Annotated in this window: 17 protein-coding genes and 1 tRNA gene; 12 read left to right on the top strand and 6 right to left on the bottom strand. The window is 29.7% G+C overall.

Annotation, left to right across the window (positions count from 1 at the left end):
* The first annotated feature begins 141 nt into the window (after positions 1–141).
* From IM532_RS01430 to IM532_RS01465, 8 genes are all read left to right on the top strand, one after another.
* Positions 142–5355 (top strand): translocation/assembly module TamB domain-containing protein, encoded by a 5214-nt coding sequence (locus IM532_RS01430; protein WP_449533544.1) that lies wholly within the window; start codon positions 142–144, stop codon positions 5353–5355.
* Positions 5352–7700 (top strand): translocation and assembly module lipoprotein TamL, encoded by a 2349-nt coding sequence (tamL, locus tag IM532_RS01435; RefSeq protein WP_194181662.1) that lies wholly within the window; start codon positions 5352–5354, stop codon positions 7698–7700. Before IM532_RS01430 ends, tamL begins: the two co-directional genes overlap by 4 nt.
* A 240-nt stretch (positions 7701–7940) precedes the next feature.
* Entirely contained in the window at positions 7941–8936 is a 996-nt protein-coding gene (locus IM532_RS01440; protein ID WP_194181663.1) for a ligase-associated DNA damage response exonuclease, read from the top strand.
* The gene (locus IM532_RS01445) at positions 8933–10528 is read left to right on the top strand and encodes an ATP-dependent DNA ligase (protein ID WP_194181664.1); all 1596 of its coding nucleotides are present in this window, start codon (positions 8933–8935) and stop codon (positions 10526–10528) included. The genes IM532_RS01440 and IM532_RS01445 overlap by 4 nt, the downstream gene beginning before the upstream one ends.
* Positions 10528–12960: a ligase-associated DNA damage response DEXH box helicase gene (locus IM532_RS01450; protein ID WP_194181665.1), complete on the top strand. Its 2433-nt coding sequence runs from the start codon at positions 10528–10530 to the stop codon at positions 12958–12960. The genes IM532_RS01445 and IM532_RS01450 overlap by 1 nt, the downstream gene beginning before the upstream one ends.
* Positions 12953–13603, top strand: coding sequence for a ligase-associated DNA damage response endonuclease PdeM (gene pdeM / locus IM532_RS01455; RefSeq protein WP_194181666.1), 651 nt, complete (start codon positions 12953–12955; stop codon positions 13601–13603). Before IM532_RS01450 ends, pdeM begins: the two co-directional genes overlap by 8 nt.
* A 26-nt stretch (positions 13604–13629) precedes the next feature.
* Positions 13630–15273, top strand: coding sequence for a dipeptidyl-peptidase 3 family protein (locus tag IM532_RS01460; protein ID WP_194181667.1), 1644 nt, complete (start codon positions 13630–13632; stop codon positions 15271–15273).
* Positions 15274–15528: 255 nt separating this feature from the next.
* The gene (locus tag IM532_RS01465; RefSeq protein ID WP_194181668.1) at positions 15529–16494 is read left to right on the top strand and encodes an alkaline phosphatase family protein; all 966 of its coding nucleotides are present in this window, start codon (positions 15529–15531) and stop codon (positions 16492–16494) included.
* Between the two features lie 10 nt (positions 16495–16504).
* Here the strand turns inward: IM532_RS01465 and IM532_RS01470 are convergent, their stop codons facing one another.
* From IM532_RS01470 to IM532_RS01480, 3 genes are all read right to left on the bottom strand, one after another.
* Positions 16505–17029 (bottom strand): GNAT family N-acetyltransferase, encoded by a 525-nt coding sequence (locus tag IM532_RS01470; protein ID WP_194181669.1) that lies wholly within the window; start codon positions 17027–17029, stop codon positions 16505–16507.
* An 81-nt stretch (positions 17030–17110) separates the two neighbouring features.
* Positions 17111–17983, bottom strand: coding sequence for a pirin family protein (locus IM532_RS01475; RefSeq protein ID WP_194181670.1), 873 nt, complete (start codon positions 17981–17983; stop codon positions 17111–17113).
* A 100-nt stretch (positions 17984–18083) separates the two neighbouring features.
* Positions 18084–18941, bottom strand: a complete 858-nt coding sequence (locus tag IM532_RS01480; protein WP_194181671.1) for a DUF1731 domain-containing protein — start codon at positions 18939–18941, stop codon at positions 18084–18086.
* Between the two features lie 97 nt (positions 18942–19038).
* Here IM532_RS01480 and IM532_RS01485 point away from each other — a divergent pair, with 97 nt between their 5' ends.
* Positions 19039–19404 carry a winged helix-turn-helix transcriptional regulator gene (locus IM532_RS01485; RefSeq protein WP_194181672.1) on the top strand — a complete coding sequence of 122 codons (366 nt, stop codon included), beginning with the start codon at positions 19039–19041 and terminating at the stop codon, positions 19402–19404.
* A 115-nt stretch (positions 19405–19519) separates the two neighbouring features.
* Here IM532_RS01485 and IM532_RS01490 read toward each other — a convergent pair whose 3' ends face one another.
* Complete coding sequence (locus tag IM532_RS01490; RefSeq protein WP_194181673.1) at positions 19520–20161, bottom strand: 2OG-Fe(II) oxygenase; 642 nt, start codon at positions 20159–20161, stop codon at positions 19520–19522.
* 494 nt (positions 20162–20655) lie between these two features.
* Between IM532_RS01490 and IM532_RS01495 the strand changes: the two genes are divergently transcribed.
* A complete protein-coding gene (locus tag IM532_RS01495) occupies positions 20656–21111 on the top strand; it encodes a hypothetical protein (RefSeq protein WP_194181674.1) in 456 nt (151 codons plus the stop codon).
* Positions 21112–21141: 30 nt separating this feature from the next.
* Here the strand turns inward: IM532_RS01495 and IM532_RS01500 are convergent, their stop codons facing one another.
* Positions 21142–22092, bottom strand: coding sequence for a DUF3667 domain-containing protein (locus IM532_RS01500; RefSeq protein ID WP_194181675.1), 951 nt, complete (start codon positions 22090–22092; stop codon positions 21142–21144).
* A gap of 267 nt (positions 22093–22359) precedes the next feature.
* On the opposite strand from IM532_RS01500, the gene IM532_RS01505 reads away from it, so the two are divergent.
* Positions 22360–22431, top strand: a tRNA-Arg gene (locus IM532_RS01505).
* A gap of 63 nt (positions 22432–22494) precedes the next feature.
* Positions 22495–22680: a hypothetical protein gene (locus tag IM532_RS01510; protein WP_194181676.1), complete on the top strand. Its 186-nt coding sequence runs from the start codon at positions 22495–22497 to the stop codon at positions 22678–22680.
* 86 nt (positions 22681–22766) lie between these two features.
* On the opposite strand, the gene IM532_RS01515 is transcribed toward IM532_RS01510, so the two are convergent.
* The gene (locus IM532_RS01515) at positions 22767–22910 is read right to left on the bottom strand and encodes a hypothetical protein (RefSeq protein WP_194181677.1); all 144 of its coding nucleotides are present in this window, start codon (positions 22908–22910) and stop codon (positions 22767–22769) included.
* Position 22911: the final 1 nt, after the last annotated feature.

Here is a 22911-nt window from a genome sequence, read left to right on the forward strand (position 1 = left end):
TTTTTTTTATGTTTATATACTTCATTTTAACTATTTTAGTTTTTATAAATAAATAAGGTTTTTAAACTTGGTATTAAAGTTGCGAACTCTCTTTATTGTAACCAATCTAAACTCACTCAATTGAAATTCAACATAAAAAAAATACTCAAGTATTTTTCCATTACTCTTGTATCAATAATTTTATTATTGGTTGTTATTGTTTTTAGCTTACGCATACCAGCTGTACAAAATTTTGTAAAAGACAGATTGGTTATATATCTGGAGGAAAAAATTAAAACAGATGTAGAACTAGAGCGTGTTTATGTGGATTTTCCGAATAGTTTGGTTATGGAAAATCTTTATCTACAAGGTGAAGATGTAGACACATTATTGTTTGCGAAAAAACTAGATGTTGGATTAAATATATTACAACTTATTAACAATAAAGCAGATTTAACTTCTATAGATTTAAATACTGCACGAGCTAATGTTGTACGAAGAAAAGATGGTAGTTTTAACTTTGATTATATAGTTAACGCATTTGTTACAGAGGAAAAAGAAGCTACCGAATCTAAACCTTTTATTATTTCTTTAGATAAAATAAAGCTTCAGAAGATTGGCGTTTCATTTATTGATCAACAAGCCGGTAATAATATCAATGTATATATAAATACATTCGATACCAGAGTTAAAAAATTTGATTTACAACAAAACAGCTATGCAATTGATAAAATTGCTTTAGATGGTTTAAAATTACGTTTAAAGCAGGATTTAGTACAAGAAATTGCAAACAAAGTTGAAGAAAAAGTAGATTCACTCAATCAACAAAAACCAATGCAACTAGCATTAGGTGAAATTGATTTAAAGAATTTTGATGTAGATTATGGCGATGACAATACACAAATGTATGCTAATCTTAAATTTTCTAATCTAACAACTTCGATAAGAAAAATAGATCTACAACAAAATGATTTTGCTATTGGTGATATTGATTTAGAAGGTCTAAAATTAAAATTTAATCAAAAATTAGTAAAGGATATTCAAGATGCTTCTAATTCGTCATCAAATAAATCGACTTCTACACCATTAAAAATAGCACTTAATAAGATTAATCTTAAAAACATTGCAATAGATTATGGCGATGATACATCTAAAACTTATGCTAAGTTAAATTTAAATGAATTGAGAACAAAAATCAATTCTATAGATTTAGCGAATAAAAATTTTGATATTGATGATGTTCTTTTAAAAGATGCTACAATTGATGCTAAATTATTTTTGAAGTCAAATTCTAATTCATCTACCCCTACTTCTACTCCATTGCAAATTGCATTAGGAAAAGGAATCATAGAAAATGTTAAAATAAATTATAATAATACAGCCGAAAAAACATCACAAGGCTTAGATTATAACCACCTAAATATTGAAAAATTAGCGCTTGATCTGAGAGATTTTAAAATGGTAAATGGTGAATTTGCTGGTAAGGTAAATAATGCAGAGCTGAAAGAAAAAAAGGGTTTTCATGTACAAAAGTTAAAGACCAATTTTTTATATGGTTCGCAACAAGCTTATCTTAAAGATTTGTATGTACAAACCCCACGTACAATTATTAGAGATGAAATTATTGTCAATTATCGTTCTATTTCAGAATTGTCAAATAATATTGGAAATGTTACAATAAACGCAGATTTAAATAAATCAAAAATTAGTTTTGCAGATATTCTTTTTTTAGTTCCGACTTTGCGAGAAACTACTCCATTTAAAGAATATCCAAATGCAACTTTAGCTGTAGATACGGAATTGTACGGACGCGTAAACGATCTAAACATAAAACATCTTTCCCTTTCTGGTTTGGATGATCTAAAAGTTAATGCTTCTGGTCGTGTACAAAATGCGATGGACACAGATCGATTGGCATATGATTTAAACATCAAAAATTTATCCACATCATCTAAAACAATTTATAAACTAGTTCCTAAAAACACAATTCCGACGAATATTAGAATTCCATCTCAGCTTGCACTCAAAGGAAAAGTAAAAGGAACATTATCAGTCATAAATCCTGATTTATATTTAACATCTTCATTAGGAAATGCTGCTATAAAAGGTAATTTAGATATAAGAAAAACGAATGCAGAAAAATATAATCTAAATGCTCAATTTGATCGTTTAGATATAGGAACAATCATTAGTAATAAACAACTTGGTAAAATTACTGGAGATGTTAATATAAAAGGTCAAAGTTTTGATTTAGCACAAGCTAACACATCAATTAAAGGAAAGATAAAACAAGCATATTTTAATAATTATAATTATCAAAATATAACATTAGATGGAAGTATTAATCAGGGATACTTTAACGCTAAAATTAATTCAGAGGATAAAAATGCTGATCTTAATTTAGTTGCTTCAGGTATATATAAAAATGATCTCTCGGATGTAAAAATTGATGGGCAAATTACTAAAATAGATTTAAATAAAATTGGTTTTTACAACAATCCAATGATTATTGCAGGAGAAATCAATGGAAATTTTGAAAGTTTAAACATAGATCAACCTAATGGTGCATTAACTTTAAAGAACTTTGCACTTTCCGATGAAAAAGAAATTTTCCCAATTCAGGAAATGAGTTTGGTTGCTATATCTACAGCGGATTCTAATAAAATAAATTTAAAATCACAAATTGCTGATGCAGAAATCAAAGGTAAATTTAAATTGACACAGATTGGAGCTTCATTCATGGAAACTATGAATGGCTATTATGCTTTTCAAAAAACACCAACAACTCAAAAAATTGAACCAAACCAATACTTCACATTTAATGCTAAAATAAAAGATGATGATTTAATTCGAAAATTCCTTCCTGATTTAAAAGAATTTGAAACAATAAATTTGAATGGAAATTACACTGCTGATACACAAAAATTAAATATTGTGGGCGAAATTCCTCTTATAATTTATGGTGAAAACATTGTAAGAAATGGAGTTTTAAATATTTCTAATCCTAATGAATCTATAAATTATAATCTAAGTGTAAACGAATTACAAAACGCTAGTTTTAAATTAAAAAATATAGATTTAGGTGGAACAATTGCAAACAATATAATTGCTATAGAAGCTATTTCTAGAGACGAACAGCAAAAGGAACAATTTTTAGTTTCAGGTGAAGTAGAAATTGTAGATAACCATACATCAGTTCGTTTAAAACCGAATGGGTTAACTCTTAATTATGATAATTGGACTGTGGCTGATGATAATGAACTTAAGATTTTATCGGATGGATTTATCGCAAATAATTTTAGAATTTCGAATAATGGAAGTGAAATTTTAGTTAATTCAGAAACCAATAATGTAGCTAGTCCAATAAATATTACAATCAGCAATTTTGAAATTCAGACAATTACAGAATTAATCAAAAAAGATGATTTACCAGCTTCGGGTGTAATAAATGGAACAGCTCAAATTAAAAATATTACCAAAGATCTCGCTTTTGAAGCAGATTTTAAAGTGACAGATTTACAAGCTTTTAACAATCCAGTTGGTAATCTTACACTTAAAGCCAAAAATGTGTCTCCTACATTAATTAATGCAAATATCGCTTTAACAGGATATGATAATGATTTAAAAATTTATGGAGATTATGATACAAAAGCAAGTGCCTTTAACTTAGATTTTGATATCAATAGTTTACAAATGAAAACCATTCAGGGATTTACGCAAAATATGATTACGGATACGGAAGGATATTTAGCGGGAAAATTAGATGTAAATGGTACTCTAGATGCACCAAAAATTATTGGACAAATAAAGTTCAATGAGGTAGGATTAACGTTAGCTGAATATGGAAGTAATTTTAGAAATATAAATGATGGAATAGATTTTACGAATAAAGGAATTGAATTTAATCGTTTTAAAATTAATGATAATGATGGAAATTCATTAACCCTTGATGGAGATATTTTAACAAAGACATATAGAGATTTTTCTTTTGATTTAAAAGTTAATGCAAGAGATTTTAAAGTCATCAATTCTGAAAAAACAAGTGATGCGATTACATATGGTGTATTAGCAATTAATGCAAATTTAACAATTGGAGGTGATTTAGATTTACCTGTTGTAAATGGTCAATTAAAAGTCACGGAAAATACAGATTTTACATTTGTATTACCTCAGACTTCTCCTGCATTGCAGGATCGCGAGGGAATTGTTGAATTTATTGATCAACATCAAATTGCTTTACAAGAGACAATAAAAACAGAAGAATTATCAAATGAAACTAAAGTAAAAGGTTTTAATGTAAGTGTAAATATAGAACTTGATAGAGAAGCTAAAACTTCAATAATAATTGATAAAGCAAATGGTGATTTTGTGGAATTACAAGGTGAAGCTCAATTAACTGGAGGTATGGATCCTTCAGGAAAAATATCATTAACTGGAGTTTATGAAGTAGAAAAAGGAGCTTATGAATTGTCTGTAAGCTTAATAAAGCGAAGATTTGATATACAAAAAGGAAGTACAATAACTTGGACTGGCGAACCAACAACTGCAAATTTAGATATAACAGCAGTTTACACCACACAAGCAGCACCAATTGATTTGGTAGAACAACAATTAGCTGGACTTTCTTCGGGTGAGACAAATATGTTTAAACAACGTATTCCATTCAACACAAACCTTATTTTGAAAGGTGAATTATTAAAACCCGAAATTTCATTTGATATAAAATTAAATGAGGATAATCCATCTGTATCTTCCACAGTAATTGAAAGTACTAACGCAAAATTAACTCAATTACTTACAGATGAAGCAGAAATGAATAAACAAGTATTTGCATTATTACTATTGAATCGTTTTATTGGAGAAAATCCTTTTCAAAGTCAATCAGGTGTTTCTGCCGAAACTCTCGCTAAGCAAAGTGTAAGTAATATTTTATCACAACAATTAAATAATCTTGCTTCAGATTTAATCCAAGGTGTAGATATAGATTTTGGCCTTGATACACAAGATGACTATACAACAGGATCTAAAAACACTAGAACAGATCTAAATGTCGCTGTGAGTAAAAGATTATTAGATGATCGTTTAAAGGTATCTATTGGAAGTAATTTTGGATTAGAAGGTGATGCCCGCCAAAATGAAAACATGACTAATATAGCAGGAGATATAACAGCCGAATACTCATTATCTCGTGATGGTAGATACATGTTGCGCGCTTATAGAAAAGATGAATATCAGGTAGCTTTACAAGGACAAATAGTAGAAACAGGTGTCGGATTTATTATTACTTTAGATTACGATAAATTCAAAGAAATATTTGAAAAAAGAAGAAAAAATAGAAACTTTAGAAGAACTCCAAAAGTAGAAACAAAACCATGAAAAAACCGATCTTAAGCTACAAAAAATATGTTTTAGCATCCCTTCTACTTTCTTACTTCACTTCGTGTAGTAATACAAAATTTCTAGAAGAAGGAGAATTTCTATACACAGGAGCAGATTTAGAAATTATAAGTGATTCGTTATCAAAAGCGGATAAGAAAATATTGAAAGAGAATGTAGAGCAAAATATTATTCCAAAACCTAATTCGTCTATCTTAGGTTTAAGACCTAAATTATATATTTATAATATAACCAAAGAACCAAAAAAAGAAAAAGGTCTTCGTAATTGGTTAAAATATAAAATTGGTGAAAAACCAGTTTTGCTTAGTGACGTTGACCTTGAATTTAATAAAGATATTATTGAAAATTATTCTGAAAATAAAGGGTATTTTAATGCAAAAGCTTCTGCTGATACGATAACTAAAAATAAGAAAGCGAAGGTTGAATATATCTTAAAACCTAAAGAGCGTTATCTCATTAGTCAAGTGCATTTTCCAAATGATACTACAACGGTAGTAAATAAGGAAATCTCAAAAACAAAACGTCGCTCCTTGTTGAGGCCAAATAAACCTTTTGATTTAGATATTATAAAAGCTGAAAGAGAAAGAATTGATAATCGAATGAAAGAGAATGGATTCTATTTTTTTCATCCTGATAATATTATTGTACAAGCCGATAGTACTGTATCTAATAACCACAAGGTAGAATTATTTGTTAAGCTAAAGGAAAGTACACCAGCAATTGCTAAAGAGCAATATATGATAGATAAAGTTGTAGTTTTTCCAGATTATAACTTACGTGGAACTCGTAGAGGAGATTATTCAGTCCCTATGAATATTGATTCTTTAGATCAATATGATACTGGAAAATTTTACATGATTGATAAAAATAAAAAATTCAAATCGAAAGTTTTTGACCGTACATTGTACTTTAAAAGTGGCGAATTATACAATCGTAAAGACCATAATTTAACACTTAATAGATTAGTTAATTTAGGCGTTTTTAAATTTGTTAAAAATGAATTTATAATTACAGATTCTATCAACAATAAATTCGATGCCTACTATTTACTTACACCTCGCGAATTTCAATCATTACGTTTAGAAGTTTTAGGACGTACTAATTCGGCAAATTATGGTGGTGGCGAAGTTAATTTAAATTGGACTCATCGAAATTTTATGAAAGGTGCAGAGCAACTTAAAGCCTCACTTTTTGGTGCTGTTGATGTACAACTTGGTGGCCCAAAAGATGCAAATAATATATTTAGAGCAGGTTTTAATACGCAATTATCAATTCCTCGTATTGTAGCACCTTTTAGATTTAATTCCTCAAGCGAATTTGTGCCTCGTACCAATATTAATTTAGGATATGAATACTTAAGCAGAACTCAATTATATACATTACATAATTTCTCTACTTCCTTTGGCTATGTTTGGAAGGAAAATGCTAGGAAAGAACATGATTTAAAGGTAATTGATGTAACTCTCGTTACGCCAGAGAATGTAACAGAAAAATATTTCAATCAAATTTATGATGAATTCGGAAACATCAAAAATCCGACTCTAAAACGTGTTGTAGAAAAGCAATTGATCTTTGGACCTCGCTATTCTTATACATATACTACTACTATGTTGCCACGTACAAACACAATGTTTTACAAAGGTTCCGTTGATCTTTCCGCAAACTTAACAGGATTATTTACTGGCGCTAATGTAGAGAAAGGTAAGCAAAAAGAAATTTTCAATATCCCTTTTAGCCAATTTGCTAAAATGGAACATGACGTTAGATTTTATCATAAACTATCTAATAAATCATCTATCGCAGCACGATTTATTGGAGGTATCGCTTACCCTTATGGAAACTCTGAATACATACCATTTTCAAAACAATTTTTTGTTGGAGGAAGTAATAGTATTCGTTCGTTCAGAGCTCGTACATTAGGACCAGGAAGTTATGATCCTCGTAATCAAAATTCATCATTCTTTTTTGATCAAGCAGGTGATATCAAACTAGAACTAAATGCGGAATGGAGAACAAACATTTATAAATTTTTAAATTTTGCAGTATTTGCAGATGCAGGAAATATATGGCTTATTAATGATGAACCTACACTACCAGGAGGAAAATTCACCAAGGACTTTGTCGATGAAATCGCTTTAGGAGCTGGATTAGGTGTAAGACTAGATTTTAGTATCTTAATTTTAAGATTAGATTTAGCAATGCCCTTACGTATTCCTTATTACGAGAAAGGAGATCGTTGGACATTTGACAAAATTAAATTTTCTGAAAAAGAGTGGAGAAAAGATAACTTAATATTTAATATCGCAATTGGATATCCTTTCTAACAAAAAAACCTCAACTATATAGTTGAGGTTTTTTGTTATCGCTAATCAAATAAAATAATCTCGACTGATAATAAGTTAATCTAGCCACTGGTAACCAAACAATATCATCTACCACCTAAGATATTAACCCTATTCAGATCAAGAGATGGTTTGATAAAAATATTTTAGCGCAAATTTCATTTATAAATATAGCTTCGGAATCATATTTGCATTGCATACCTCGATTCTAAACTTGACTTAATGCCCTTAATATCAACCAACGAAAACGGAATTTACTGTGCGCAAGGAGACTTTTATATTGATCCTTGGCAACCAGTAAATAATGCACTTATAACCCATGCTCATGCGGATCATGCAAGATGGGGAAATAAAAAATATTTATGTCATCGTTTTACAGAACCGGTCATGAGACATCGTTTGGGTGCTGATATTAATGTAGAAACGATAGATTATAATCAGCAAATTACAATTAATGGAGTTAAAATTTCATTTCATCCTGCTGGTCATGTAATTGGATCTTCACAAATTAGATTAGAATACAAAGGGGAAATTTGGGTAATTACTGGAGATTACAAATTATATGATGATGGTATGTCTACGCCTTATGAACCTGTTAAATGCCATCATTTTATCACAGAATCTACTTTTGGTCTTCCCATTTATCAGTTTGAATCGCCCTTACTCATTTTTAAAGAAATAGAAGAATGGTGGATAGAGAATCAAACCAATGATTTAAATACAGTTGTAATGTGCTATTCTTTAGGCAAGGCACAATCTATTTTAAATTCTATCGATAAATCAATCGGTAATATATACGTTCACCCTGCAGTATATAATATTAATCAAGCATTTCAACATGTAGGTTTTAACTTTGATGCTTTACCAATTCATCAAGAAACAGACAAAAGTCAAATAAAAAAAAGCTTAATTATTTGTCCACCAGCAACAGATGGATCTGCATGGCAAAAAAAATTGGGTCCCTCTAAAAAATCTTTTTGTAGCGGATGGATGCAAGTTCGTGGAGCTCGCCGTCGTCGTGGAGTGGATAAAGGATTTGTATTTTCAGATCATTGCGATTTTCAGAGTCTCAATACCGCAGTTAAAAATTCAGAAGCCGAAAATATATATGTAACGCACGGTTATGAAATTCAATATACAAAATGGATTAACGATCAATTAGGTTTAAATGGACAAGTTTTACATACACTGTTTAACGATAACGATGAAGATGAATGAGAAAATTCGCAGAATTATTTGATACCCTAGATAGCACCACGAAAACAAATGTAAAGGTGCAAGCTTTAGTAAACTATTTCAAAATAGTTAATAAAGAAGAACTACTCTTTTCTATTGCATTATTGATTGGTTTAAAACCTAAACGAGCATTTAAAACTACATTATTACGCGAATGGTGCGCAGAAATTGCAGAAATACCATTATGGCTAGTTGAAGATTCTTATTATATCGTAGGTGATTTGGCGGAAACGCTAGCATTACTAATACCAAAACATTCAAATAATTCACAAGAAAAAACATTAAAAGTATATTTTAATGAATTAACAGAAGCTCATGATTGGTCCTTGGGTCAGCAAAAAGAATATGTGTTAAACAATTGGAAAATGTTGAGTGGTACAGATCTATTTATTTTTAATAAATTAATCACAGGAAATTTAAGAGTTGGAGTTTCAAAGACATTAGTAGTTCGGGCGCTGGCACATTTTCTACAAGAAGAAACATCTACCATTTCACATCTTATTATTGGAAAATGGAATCCACTAGAAATTACATTTGATTCCTTATTTAATCAAAATGCAATTGAGTCAAAAGAACATCTTCCCTATCCATTCTATTTGGCGTATGCAGTAGAAGAATCATTTTTTGAATCAGAAAATATCCAAGATTTTATATTAGAAAAAAAATTGGATGGCATTCGTGGTGAAATTATTCTGAGAAACAATCAAATTTATATCTGGTCCCGTGGTGAAGATCTTTTAACAGATAAATTTCCAGAATTTGATCCATTAAAAAATCTATTACCTCATGGTACTGTAATTGACGGTGAAATAATTCCTTGGAAAGATGGAGAACCTTTGCCCTTTAGTACCATGCAAACTAGAATTGGAAGAAAAAATGTTACAAAAAAATATCTTGAAGAAGCACCATTAGTCATGGTTTGTTATGATTTATTAGAAGAAAATGGTAAAGATATTCGAACTTATCCATTAACAGAGAGAAGAAATAAACTAATTAAAATTTTAGAAAATCTAAATTCACCTCTATTACTTTTATCTGAAGAAATGCAATTTTCTAATTGGGAAGAAGCAAGATTTTTTCGTGATAATGCACGTGATTATCAATGCGAAGGATTAATGATTAAACGAAGTAATTCTCCGTACGAAGTTGGAAGAAAAAAAGGCAATTGGTATAAATTTAAAACTCAACCTCTCAGTATTGATGCAGTTTTATTATATGCACAAAGTGGTTCTGGGAGACGCTCAAACCTATTTACAGATTACACATTCGCTGTTTGGCAAGATGATCAGTTAGTTCCTTTTGCGAAAGCATATTCTGGCTTAACCGATGTAGAAATTAATAAAGTTGATCGTTGGGTAAAACGGAATACATTAGAAAAATTTGGACCAGTACGAAGCGTTAAACCTGAACTCGTATTTGAGATTGCTTTTGAAGGTATATCAGAAAGTACACGACATAAATCTGGAGTAGCTGTTAGATTTCCTCGTATTGCACGATGGCGTGAGGATAAAAGTGTAAATGAAGCCAACACTTTAGAAGATTTGAATGACCTATTAGCTAAATATAAAAATTAATGAACAATTTTGCAGATGTTTTCTATCATAATCAGAATTGGGAACCTCATCCCTTTCAGAAGCAAACATGGAAATCCATTAAGAACGGTGAATCCGGGTTACTCAATGCACCTACTGGGTATGGTAAGACTTTCGCAATTTGGTTTGGAATTTTAGATTACTATTATAATCAAAGCTTAAAAGAAAAATCCAGTCGCAAAGGTTTACATACACTTTGGATTACACCGTTGCGTGCTTTATCTAAGGAAATTTTTTTAGCTACAAATCGTGTTTCTGAAGAATTAGATTTAGATTATAGGATAGAACTTAGAACGGGAGATACTTCTTCTGCCGTTCGACAAAAGCAAGTAAAAAACTCACCAGAAGCTCTTATTACAACTCCAGAAAGTGTTCATCTACTTTTAGCAACTAAAAACTGGAGAAAATTTTTCGAAAATTTAGAATTTATTGTAGTTGACGAATGGCATGAGTTAATCGGCTCTAAACGTGGGGTAATGATAGAATTGGCTATCCAAACCTTACGAGAAATCAATCCAAATTTAAAAATTTGGGGAATTTCTGCGACAATAGGAAATTTAGATCAAGCGAAAGAAATTTTAATACCTCATCAAGTTTCGACACTCATAAAATCAAACATAAAAAAGAAAATTGATGTAAAAACAATTTTTCCAGAAGATGTGGAAAAATATCCATCTGCAGGTCATTTAGGAATTAAATTGATTGATAAAGTAGTCCCAATAATATTAGAGCATAATTCTACACTTTTATTTACTAATACGCGTTCACAAGCCGAAATTTGGTATCAGAAGTTAATTGATGTATATCCAGATTTTGCGGGGCAAATTGCGTTACATCACGGATCTTTAAGTGATGAACTTCGCCTTTGGGTAGAAGATGCATTACATCAAGGTATTCTGAAAGCTGTGGTATGTACTTCGAGTTTAGACTTGGGCGTTGATTTCCGTTCCGTAGATTGCGTCATACAAATTGGGTCGGCAAAGGGAATCGCTCGTTTTTTACAACGCGCTGGCCGTTCTGGACATCGACCAGATGAAACTTCAAAAATATATTTTCTCCCAACACACTCTCTTGAGATTATGGAAGGTTCTTCTATCAAATTTGCTATTCAAAATCATTTTATAGAGGATCGATTACCTTATATCAGAAGTTTTGATTTGTTGATACAATATATGATGACTATGGCAATAGGAGAAGGTTTAGATGGTAAAAAATTGTATCAGCAAATTCTTCAAACACATGCATATAATAGCGTTTCTGAAGAAGAATTTGCACAATGTTTAGCTCTACTAATACATGGAGGGAAGTCTTTAACAGCATATGATGATTTCCATAAATTGATAAAAGATGATGAGGATGATTTGTATAAACCCGTTTCTAGAAAAATATCAATGCAACATCGCATATCCATTGGCGCAATCGTTTCTAATTTGTTGATGAAAGTAAAAATGGTTGGTGGAAAATATCTTGGTTCTGTAGAAGAAAGCTTTATTTCACGTTTAAAGGATAACGAAGCATTTTGGTTCTCCGGAAGACCGTTAGAAATACAACAAATAAAATATAATGAAGTTATAGTTAGACCTTCAAAAAAAAGAAAAGGGACAATCCCTTCATGGATGGGCGGACGCTTCGGGATTTCGCAAAATTATGGCGATGCGATTAGACATATGTTTGATGAAATAGATAAAACAATTTCAAAAAAATATGAAGAATTACGCTTTCTTAAACCATTATTTGACGAACAACGTCTAAAATCTTATCTCCCAAAAGAAAATGAATTGCTTGTTGAGTATATTCATACAAAAAATGGTTATCACCTATTGGTTTATCCATATGAAGGAAAATTAGTACATGAAGGTATGGCTGCTATATTAGCCTATCGTATTAGCCAAATACAACCCATGACTTTTAGTATTTCTTCTAACGATTATGGATTTGAATTATTAAGCGATCAAGATTTTCCTATAGAAGATTATCTCTTTGAATTATTTGAAGTGAAAGGTCTTAGTGAGGATATTACACAAGGTGTGAATTTAGATGAAATGGCTAGACGACGATTTAGGGATATAGCAAGTATTTCTGGATTAATTTTTAATGGTTACCCCGGTAAATCAATGAAAACAAAACACCTACAAGCTAACGCATCTCTATTTTTTGGGGTTTTTCAAGATTATGAACCCGAAAATTTATTATTTCGTCAAGCATTTGATGAAGTATACGATTTCCAATTAGAGAGAGGCCGTATGCAACAAGCTTTTGAACGAATTGAAAATCATGAGATAATTTTAAGAAAACCTTCTAAATTAACTCCATTCGCATTTCCTATCTTTGCAGAATCTTTCCGAGAAAGATATTCTAATGAAGATTGGGAAACTCGATTAAAACGATTAAAAGACGATTTAACAAATGTATAATCCTTATGAATGGCAGTACAATTCGACTTTAATTCATTTCTTACCTCAAAAACTAATGCATTTACCAACACATCATACCTTGGTACTTGCCGATTGGCATTTGGGTAAAATTGAACATTTCAGAAAAAATGGTGCATTTGTTCCTGCCGTAACAAGTGAGAAAGAATATCATTTAATTCAAGCTATAATTAATGATCTGCAGCTAAAAAGAATAATTCTATTAGGAGATTTATTCCATAGTGAGCTCAATAAAGATTGGTTTGATTTTGTTGAATTTTTACAAATAAATTATAAAATAGAATTTATTTTAACTAAAGGAAATCACGATATTCTTCCACCAGCATTTTATGAATTAGAGAACCTGAAAGTTGTTGATTTTTTTCAAATTGACGATATCATATTCACACATGAAAAACAAAAAGTAGATCCACATCAGTTAAATGTAATTGGTCATCATCATCCAGGAATTGCTATACGAGGCAGAGCCAGACAATCTTATCGTTTACCTTGTTTTTATCTAGAAAATAAGGTATTGATTATGCCTGCATTTGGCGAAATGACGGGATTATATATGTATAAAAATTCTGACCAAAATATTATTTTTCCTATTTTGGGAAACGAAATCATCGAATATAATCCTTAAATTTACAAGAAGTAAAAATTCATTTAATGAAAAAACCTATTGTATTGTTTTCGATTGCTATAACATCAATATTAGCATCTTGTGCATCACAAAAATCAACTCAAAATTCTACAAATGTTGAAACAACTACATCAGAATTTACTCCCCAATACTATTCAGAATATACATTAACAACAGATTTATCACATTTATCATCTAACGAAAAAGATATCTTAAAATTAATGATAAAAGCTGCTGACATAATGGATGATTTATTTTGGCAACAAACATATGGAGCTAAAATAGATATAACTGATGCTGTAAAAGGTGCAGAATTAGACTATGTTAAAATAAATTACGGACCTTGGGATAGATTGGATAATGAGAAACCATTTTTACAAGGTGTAGGTCCAAAACCAGCTGGTGCAATGTTCTATCCACTGGATATGACAGCGGAAGAATTTGAGACTGCAAATTTAGCTGATGGAAAATCTAACTATACGTTAGTAAAACGTAACCGTGACGGAAAATTATATACAATCCCTTACCACGTAAACTATAAAAACCAATTGCAAAATGCAGCTGGCTATTTAGTTAAAGCTTCAGAATTAGCGGAGGATCCAGGTTTAAAAAAATACTTACAATTACGTGCTGCCGCTCTATTGAATGATAATTTCTATGCTAGCGACTTAGCGTGGATGGATATGAAAAATTCTAATTTAGATATCGTAATTGGACCTATAGAAACGTACGAAGATCAATTATTTGGTTACAAAGCATCTTACTCTTCGTATGTCTTAGTAAAAGATGTTGAATGGTCCAATAAACTAGCTAAGTTTGTACAATATTTACCAGAATTACAACGAAATTTACCGGTTGATGATAAATATAAAGCCGAAAAACCAGGAACTGATTCTGATTTGAATGCTTATGATGTAATTTACTATGCTGGAGATTGTAATGCTGGTGGAAAAACAATTGCGATCAATTTACCAAACGATGAACAAGTCCAATTGGAAAAAGGTACACGTCGACTTCAATTAAAAAATGCAATGCAAGCAAAATTTGATCAAATTTTAGTTCCGATTGCCAATGTAATGATTGATGAATCGCAACAAAAGAACATCAAATTTGATGCATTTTTCTCTAACGTAATGTTTCATGAAGTGGCGCATGGTCTAGGAATCAAAAATACGGTCAACGGAAAAGGCTCTGTACGTGAAGCTTTAAAAGAGACTCAATCAGCATTAGAAGAAGGAAAAGCAGATATTCTTGGTCTTTATATGGTAAATCAATTATTGAATAAAGGTGAGTTAGAAGGAACACAAGAAGATTATTTCGTGACATTCTTAGCAGGAATTTTACGTTCGGTTCGTTTTGGTGCAAGTTCAGCGCACGGACAAGCCAATATGATTTGCTTCAACTATTTTGCTGAAAATGGTGCATTTGAAAAAACAGCGAATGGACGTTATAAAGTAAATGTAGCAAAAATGGAACAAGCTATGAATGGACTTTCTGAATTAATCTTAACGTTACAAGGAAACGGAGATTACGAAGGCGTGAAATCTTTAATGACGACAAAAGGAAAAATTAGTGCGGATTTACAAAAAGATTTAGATAAAATTAAATCAGAAAATGTTCCTGTAGACATTAAATTTAAACAAGGTTTAGAAGTCTTAGGATTGAATTAATTCTTACATATTAATAAAAGGCAAATTTAGATTTGTCTTTTATTTTTTTATTTAATCTTCAGTAATTCTTTTTCTTTAATAGATCAATAGTTTATATATGGAATAAATAATTTTCCAAAATCTCTATAATTGAATTTTAATAGGTTATCCAATATTTTTACTTAAGTACTTAATTAACAAATGATATAAATATTTAATTATATCTTGTCGTAATTTAACCTTTGAAAAAAATTATAAAATCTAACTTAAAATGCTATGAGATTATTCTTCGTATTAATTAGCTTTATGCTTATTTCTTGCACAAATGATTATGAAGATTTTACTGAAAATTTTGATGATTATGTCCCTACTAGTTTAAAAACTGAAAATGTAATTATTTTAGTAATTGACGGTCCGAGAATGTCTGAAACCTGGAATGAACCTAATAAACAATATATTCCTGACCGCATAAAATTAATGCAAGAAGGAGTTCTTATCAGTAATTTTATGAATAAAGGAACTACATTGACTGTATCTGGTCATAGTTCTATTTTGAATGGTACTTATGAAAATTTAGATAATAATGGAACTGAAACTCCAATAAATCCTTCCTTATTCCAATACTTTTTAAAAGATAAGAAGTTACCCAACGATAAAGCTTGGATAATTGCTTCTAAAAGCAAATTAAAGGTATTAGCAAATTGCACAGACCCTAAATGGAAAGATCAATATCTTCCAAAAATAGATACCGGTAATGCTAATAATACGAATAGAACTGATGTATTAACGATTGAAAGTTTTAAAAATACGTTAACTAAAAGTTCACCAAACTTAGTTATGATAAACCTAAAAGATGTTGATATAGCGGGCCATGAAAACAATTGGGATGGATATATAGAAGCAATTAAAAATACAGATCGACAAATAAAAGAAGTTTGGGATTTTATACAATCTGACGCTAACTATAAAGATAAAACTACACTAATTGTAACAAATGATCATGGTAGGCATGATGATGATAATGGTGGATTTCAAAGTCATGGAGATAAATGTAAAGGATGTCAACACATTGAATTTTTTGCTATTGGACCTGATTTTAAAAAGAATACTATTATTAATTTAGGTAATTATGAACAAAAAGATATTGCTAAAACTATAGGTATATTATTAAATTTCCCGTTAGAAAATTCAGACGGAAAGGTGATAAAAGATATATTTATTAACCCATATTTTATTAGATAAAAAAATGAGCTTAATGCTCATTTTTTTTTGATAAAATTTTTTGAAAAGCTAGTCTTGGAGAACCTCTAAAAAATACCTTTCCACAGTAATGATAGTTTAACTTATCAAAAATGCGGAGCATGCCTATGTTATCAAAATTGGTATCTACTTTTATTGAATAAATTTCTCTATCCAAAATAAGCTGTTCTATATTATGCATAATCCAAGTAGCTAATCCTTTAATTGGGTTTATTGTATCAACTACTAATCGATGTAAAACAATATACTTATCATTTGTAAGCCAATTTCCTTCTATAATTTCATAGGCAGGTTCTATCTCCTCCATAGCCGCGATATAACCTATGATAGTGTTTTTATCATTTTCAATTATAAATCCATAATTATTCTCTATATCATTTCTAACCACATCTTTATTAGGATAGCCATCTTGCCATTGATTACTCCCTTCCTTCTTCCTCTTTTGAATTCCTTGTTCAAGTAGTTTCCAGATAATATCTATATCATTTATAGTCGCATTTCTAAATTTGAAGTCCATTATATATAATTTTTAACTAAATTACTTAAAATTAAAAAGCAGTGTATTACAACACTGCTTTATGAATACATTAAATTGTATTTATAATACACCAAATTTACCCGCTTTAAACTCTTCAAAAGCCTTTACTAATTGTTCTTGTGTATTCATTACAAATGGTCCGTAATGAGCAATTGGTTCTCGTAATGGTTCTCCGCTTAAAATTAAAATGATAGTATCATCACTTAAAGATTCTAATGTAAAAGTATCGCCTTTATCATTTTCGAACATTGCGAAAGAATCTTTTTCTAAAATATCATTTCCATTAACTTTAACATTACCTTCTATAACCAATATTGCAGTATTATAATCGTTAGGAAAATGAAAATCGGCTTTGCCATTTTTTTGTAAATATGCATTATACATATGTATAGGAGAATAAGTCGTTGCATTCCCTTTTACACCATTATACTCTCCAGCGATAATATATATATAACTTTTATTATCTGCTAATTCAACATTAGCCATTTCTTTTGATAATAAATCTTGATAATGTGGAGTTGTTTCACGATCTTTTGCAGGCAAATTCATCCAAATCTGAACCATCTGAAATAGTCCACCATGTTTAGACCATTCTTCTTCATGATATTCTTGATGCAAAATTCCAGCACCAGCAGTCATCCATTGTACATCACCTTCACCGATTACACCATGATTTCCTCTACTGTCTTTATGCGCTATTTTACCTTTATATGCTAAAGTAACAGTCTCAAAACCTTTATGTGGATGTGCGCCAACTCCTCTTGGTATATCTTTAGCTTCAAATTCAATATCTGCATTATATCCTAATGCAAAGAATGGATCCATACGTCGTCTTGATATAGTACCACCAATAAATGATGTTGTATAAAATGCATCTCCAACCCAATTAAATGATCCTGGATGTAATATTTTTTCTATATTTCTTGTTTTCATTTGATTATAATTTTAAATTGTTATACAAAATTACCGCATAAATAATCCTTAATCAACCGTGTTACCTTTTAGTCACTAGTTACTTACAAGTAACCTTTGCTTAGGAAAAAATTGCTTTTACTGCTTCTTCTATTGTTGGATATTTGAATTGGAAACCTTTCTCTTGTATTTTTTTAGCAACTAAATGTTGCCCTTTATATGGTTCAATTAATTGATATTTATGTAGACCCATTTCATTAGAAATAGCTTTATAAATATCTTGTTGTGACGCTGGATATGGGGCCACAGAATTATATATACCATCCAAATGATTTTCCATCGCATGTACAAAAATACCTGCCATATCTTCTACATGATTCCATGGTACAGAACTTAAATTATTTTGATTAACAACTTCGGGATTTCTTTGAACAAGAGATTTGTAAATTGGAAATATTCCAGCCTCTTTCCCTAGTACTAGAGAAACTCTTATTTTAGAAACATGCTCCGCAATGCCTTCCTCTTTGAAGAGATCAGCAGCTTTTTCCCAATCATCACTCAATTCTGCCGCAAAACCGATTCCTTTTTTTCCAGTCTCATCAATCTCTAACGTATTATCTTGAAATCCATAATAACCAATTGCTGAAGCTGAAATAAAGCCTTTTATTTTTTGATTATTCTCTTTTAATTTTTCTAAAATTAAATTTGCTGCTCCTATCCTACTTTCATATACGAGTTTTTTTCTTTCCTCAGTTAATGGAGTTCCATCGTTTAGTTTTGAACCAGCTAAATGAATAATGTAGTCAACATTCTCCAACGCTTTTTCATCAATATATTGATTAGAAATATCCCATTTATATTCATTTTCGGTAGAAGGGTTTCTCGTTAATAACTTAATTGTATACTTATTAGAAATTAATGAAATGATGTATTTCGCTATAAAACTATTTGCACCTGTTATTAAGACATTCTTTTTCATTGGGTTGATTTTTTATTTTGTAATAAATTTAGGTTCAAATTTTGCTATATCCCCTATGTATTACCTCAAGGTAACTAGTAACCAAAAAGTAAGCACCATGATAAAAAAACCTCTTACAGATCCTGCTCCGTGCACAGGAAATTTATTAGCCATGACAGATACATTTGATATTTTAGGTGGAAAATGGAAATTATTAATATTACACTATTTAATACTTCGTGAAGATATTAACAACACTTTTAAGAAAATTGAACGGGATATTGTAGGAATATCTGCGAAAGTATTATCTAAAGAATTAAAAGAATTAGAATTCAATCAATTAATTAAGCGAGAAGAACAAAAAACTAAACCTATTACTGTAGCTTATTCTATTACGGAATATGGCAAATCAACTAAAGAAATTATTGATATATTAGTGCAATGGGGACAAACTCATCGTATTAAAATATTAAATGAGGATTAATCCTGATCTTTCTTACGAGGAGTTATTAAATATGAAAATCCTTTGAAGAAAAAATCATATACATAGGATGAAGATATAGAAAAGGATGAAGAAGTTCTACACCCTTTTTTTGTATTTAGAAACCAGAAATAGATCTAGTTTTTAGCCAACCTGTGATACTATAACGTGGTTTTTGTACTGGTTTAACCTCATGAGGAATTGTTTTACTATCAAAAATAGCTAATCGCCCTGCAACTGGTAATATATTTATTTCTTTTTCTGTACCATTTGCTTGTGGTAGATATAAGGATAATTGACCTCCATACTCTTCTTTCCAATCTTCATCGTTCAAATAGAAAACCATAGATAATGTGCGTCGGTCATCATTTTTAAAAGCATCAATATGTCGCTGATAAAAAGTTCCTTCGGGATAAAGTGCATAATGAAACTCACTTTCCTCAATTCCCATATAACAGGTTCTGTTTAGATATTGAATAAAATCGTTTACTTTCTGAAAAAATATTTCTTCAACTTCATATTTATTATTTTCATCAATCCAGCGAATTTTATCTCCGCGAATTGATTGTATAATCTTTTCATTGTGGGCATTTCCAATTGCTGCTGCATGGAAATCTTGACTAGTATCTTGATTTATGACATGAGTTTTAAAAGCTGCAGTTTCTTCTGATGTGAAGAAGTGATTGGATATAGAGAATTTATTATTGCCTAATTCATCAATAATCTTCTCATATATTGGGTTAATGTTAATATCTATCATTAAATAATATGAAAACTTCAGTAAATGTATGTTTTATTAAGAAAAATGAAATTATAAAATTACATATATCGTTCTAATATTTATAAATCTTCTTATTTATTGAAATGATGTTAACAACATTATTAAACACTTATGAAATCTTTAAAATAACATTTGATTTTTTACATATAATTAAATAAAAAATTATTTTACCATCAACCAAAACTCTTTTTTATTGTTATAAAATTAAATTATCATTAAAAATATTATCAATTTAATCAATTATTAATAATTTAATTTATATTTTAGTTTTTTAAGTTCTTCTCACGAATTATTAATTACCAAAAAGTACAAAGCTCATATTAGGAAATACTAAAATTGGATAAGTATATCTTTACTTGTGTAATTCCTTAATTATAAATAAGATTAGTGTATGAATTTAAAATGGATTAATATTTTTTATTAAATATTGATGCTTTACGTATATATTTATATTCAATTATAAAACTACATTAATGAGCATTTCAATTATCAAGACAGATGATATTATAAATAAATTAAAAAATCTCCCGACTGATAGGTTAGCAAATTGGGGAATCATGACTCCTCAGCATATGGTAGAACATTTAATCGTTTCTGTAAAAATGTCTAACGGTGGATTTATCATTCCTTGCAGAACTCCTAAAGAACTGATTCCTAAATACAAGGAAATTGTTTTGAATCCTGAAATTGACATGGAAAAAGGTATAAAAGCTGGCGGAATGGATGGATTATTAGACTTAAGATTTGAATCCATGCATCTGGCTATTGAGAAATTAGAATCTGAGTTAATTAAATTTCATGAATATTTTAAAACTAATCCGGGAGCTTTAATTATTAATCCTGTTGTAGATGAAATTGGATATGAAGATTGGATAATTTTTCATAACAAACACTTTAAACATCATTTTACTCAATTTAATTTAATATAAAAAACCGAAAGGATATCCTTTCGGTTTTTTTTAATGGACCATCTTAATGGAATATACTGTCATTGCTAATAATAATATTAAAAAACTTGCTGATGATATTAGCAAGATTAATAAACCTTTAAATAAAACTAAATAGACTTTCTCATGATATACTCTTTTTAAAGCTATCAAAAAATAAATAATGATATAAGCAATTGCGAAATAATCAAAAATATCAAAAACAAACATCCATACATCACCTATCGCCGTTTTCATAATAGAATCGTTGAAATATCCTTCTAAGATAGAGAACATACTAATAATTAAAATCATGGAAAAAAAATGAAGTGTAAAAATTCCATGTTCAGAATAATACCATTTTTCTTTATTATGAAATATCCACATTATAAAGGCAAAAATGGGCAAAAATATAAATAATGAACGTGGTAGATTATGAATAAAAGAATCTATTATTCGATCTGCAATTTCATCTTTATTTAGACCTTTATTAGATAATTCTATGTATTTTTCAGTTAAAGGTTTAAAAATAATTAAATCTAAAAAGTTCATGTCGTTCTTCTTTAACTCGAAATTATACAACTCATTATTTAAAAAATCTGAAAAATCTTCATTCTCACCTTGTCGATTTTCAAAATTTATACTCAATGTTTCTCGATGTTCTATCAACGAGCCAACTAAGGGAGGAATAAAAAAAGTTAGAAAACTAATAAAAATGTAAAGTTTAACAGGGGATACATATTTTTGTCTTTTACCAATGAGATAAATATTAGTAAGGTAACCAGGTTTTAAAAAAAGATTTTTGAATGTATACCAAAATTGCCCATCATAATGGGTAAAATCCTCAATAAAATGTGTAAATAAATAGTGATAAGGTGCTTTTGGTTCAGTATTTTCTTGCCCACAATTCGGGCAATACCTTTTTGTCACCTCATCATTACAATTAAGACATGTTTTATCACTTCTTAATTTAGAATGAGACATATTAGTTTATTTGTTAGTTAGTTAAACTAATTTAATGAAAAAACACAATACTAAATTAATGATAATTGCATAATTTTAACAACGAAATATTTTTAATCGTTTAAACTAAAGTTTTATTACATAATTCTTAATTTTGTCTAATGAAAAGTGGTTTGAATAAACCATTTTCTTGGGATTAGGATACACTACAATTTATTTAAATAAAAAAACATATTTAAATAGTTCAATTAGTATACGTTAAAAAAATTGTACTAATTACATTTAAAAGACAACGTAATTTAATGGATAGAATATCAGATTCCGATTCTGAAAGTGAGAGTTCGATTCTCTCCGTTGTTATTTTCTTTATATATTATATTGTTATTTATTTTTTTTAGTACTTTTAAATAATTAACACATATTATGAAGAAAAAAATACTATCTCTAGTTGCTTTAGTAGCAATGACATTGTCATTTGGACAATCTTGGACACAACAAAATAGCGGAATTCCATTAGCAGATGGTGGAGTAAGAGACTTCTCTATCGTAGATGCAAATACAGCATGGATTACATTTTATGATGGTTCTGGTAATCAAACTTACCCTTAATATGTAGCCAATACAATAAATGGAGGAACAACTTGGACAGCGAAATTAGTATCTTCCCTTCCATCTTCAGCTTTAATTTCTGATATTCATGCATTCGATAATAATAATGCATATATTGTTTCTGCACCAGCTTCTGGTACTACAGCTAATGGATTATGGAAAACATCAGATGCTGGTTCTTCTTGGACTAAAGTTTCAGGAATTTTTAACAATTCTTCTTTTGGAAACATT

The organism is Faecalibacter rhinopitheci, from assembly GCF_015234135.1.
GTDB lineage: Bacteria > Bacteroidota > Bacteroidia > Flavobacteriales > Weeksellaceae > Empedobacter > Empedobacter rhinopitheci.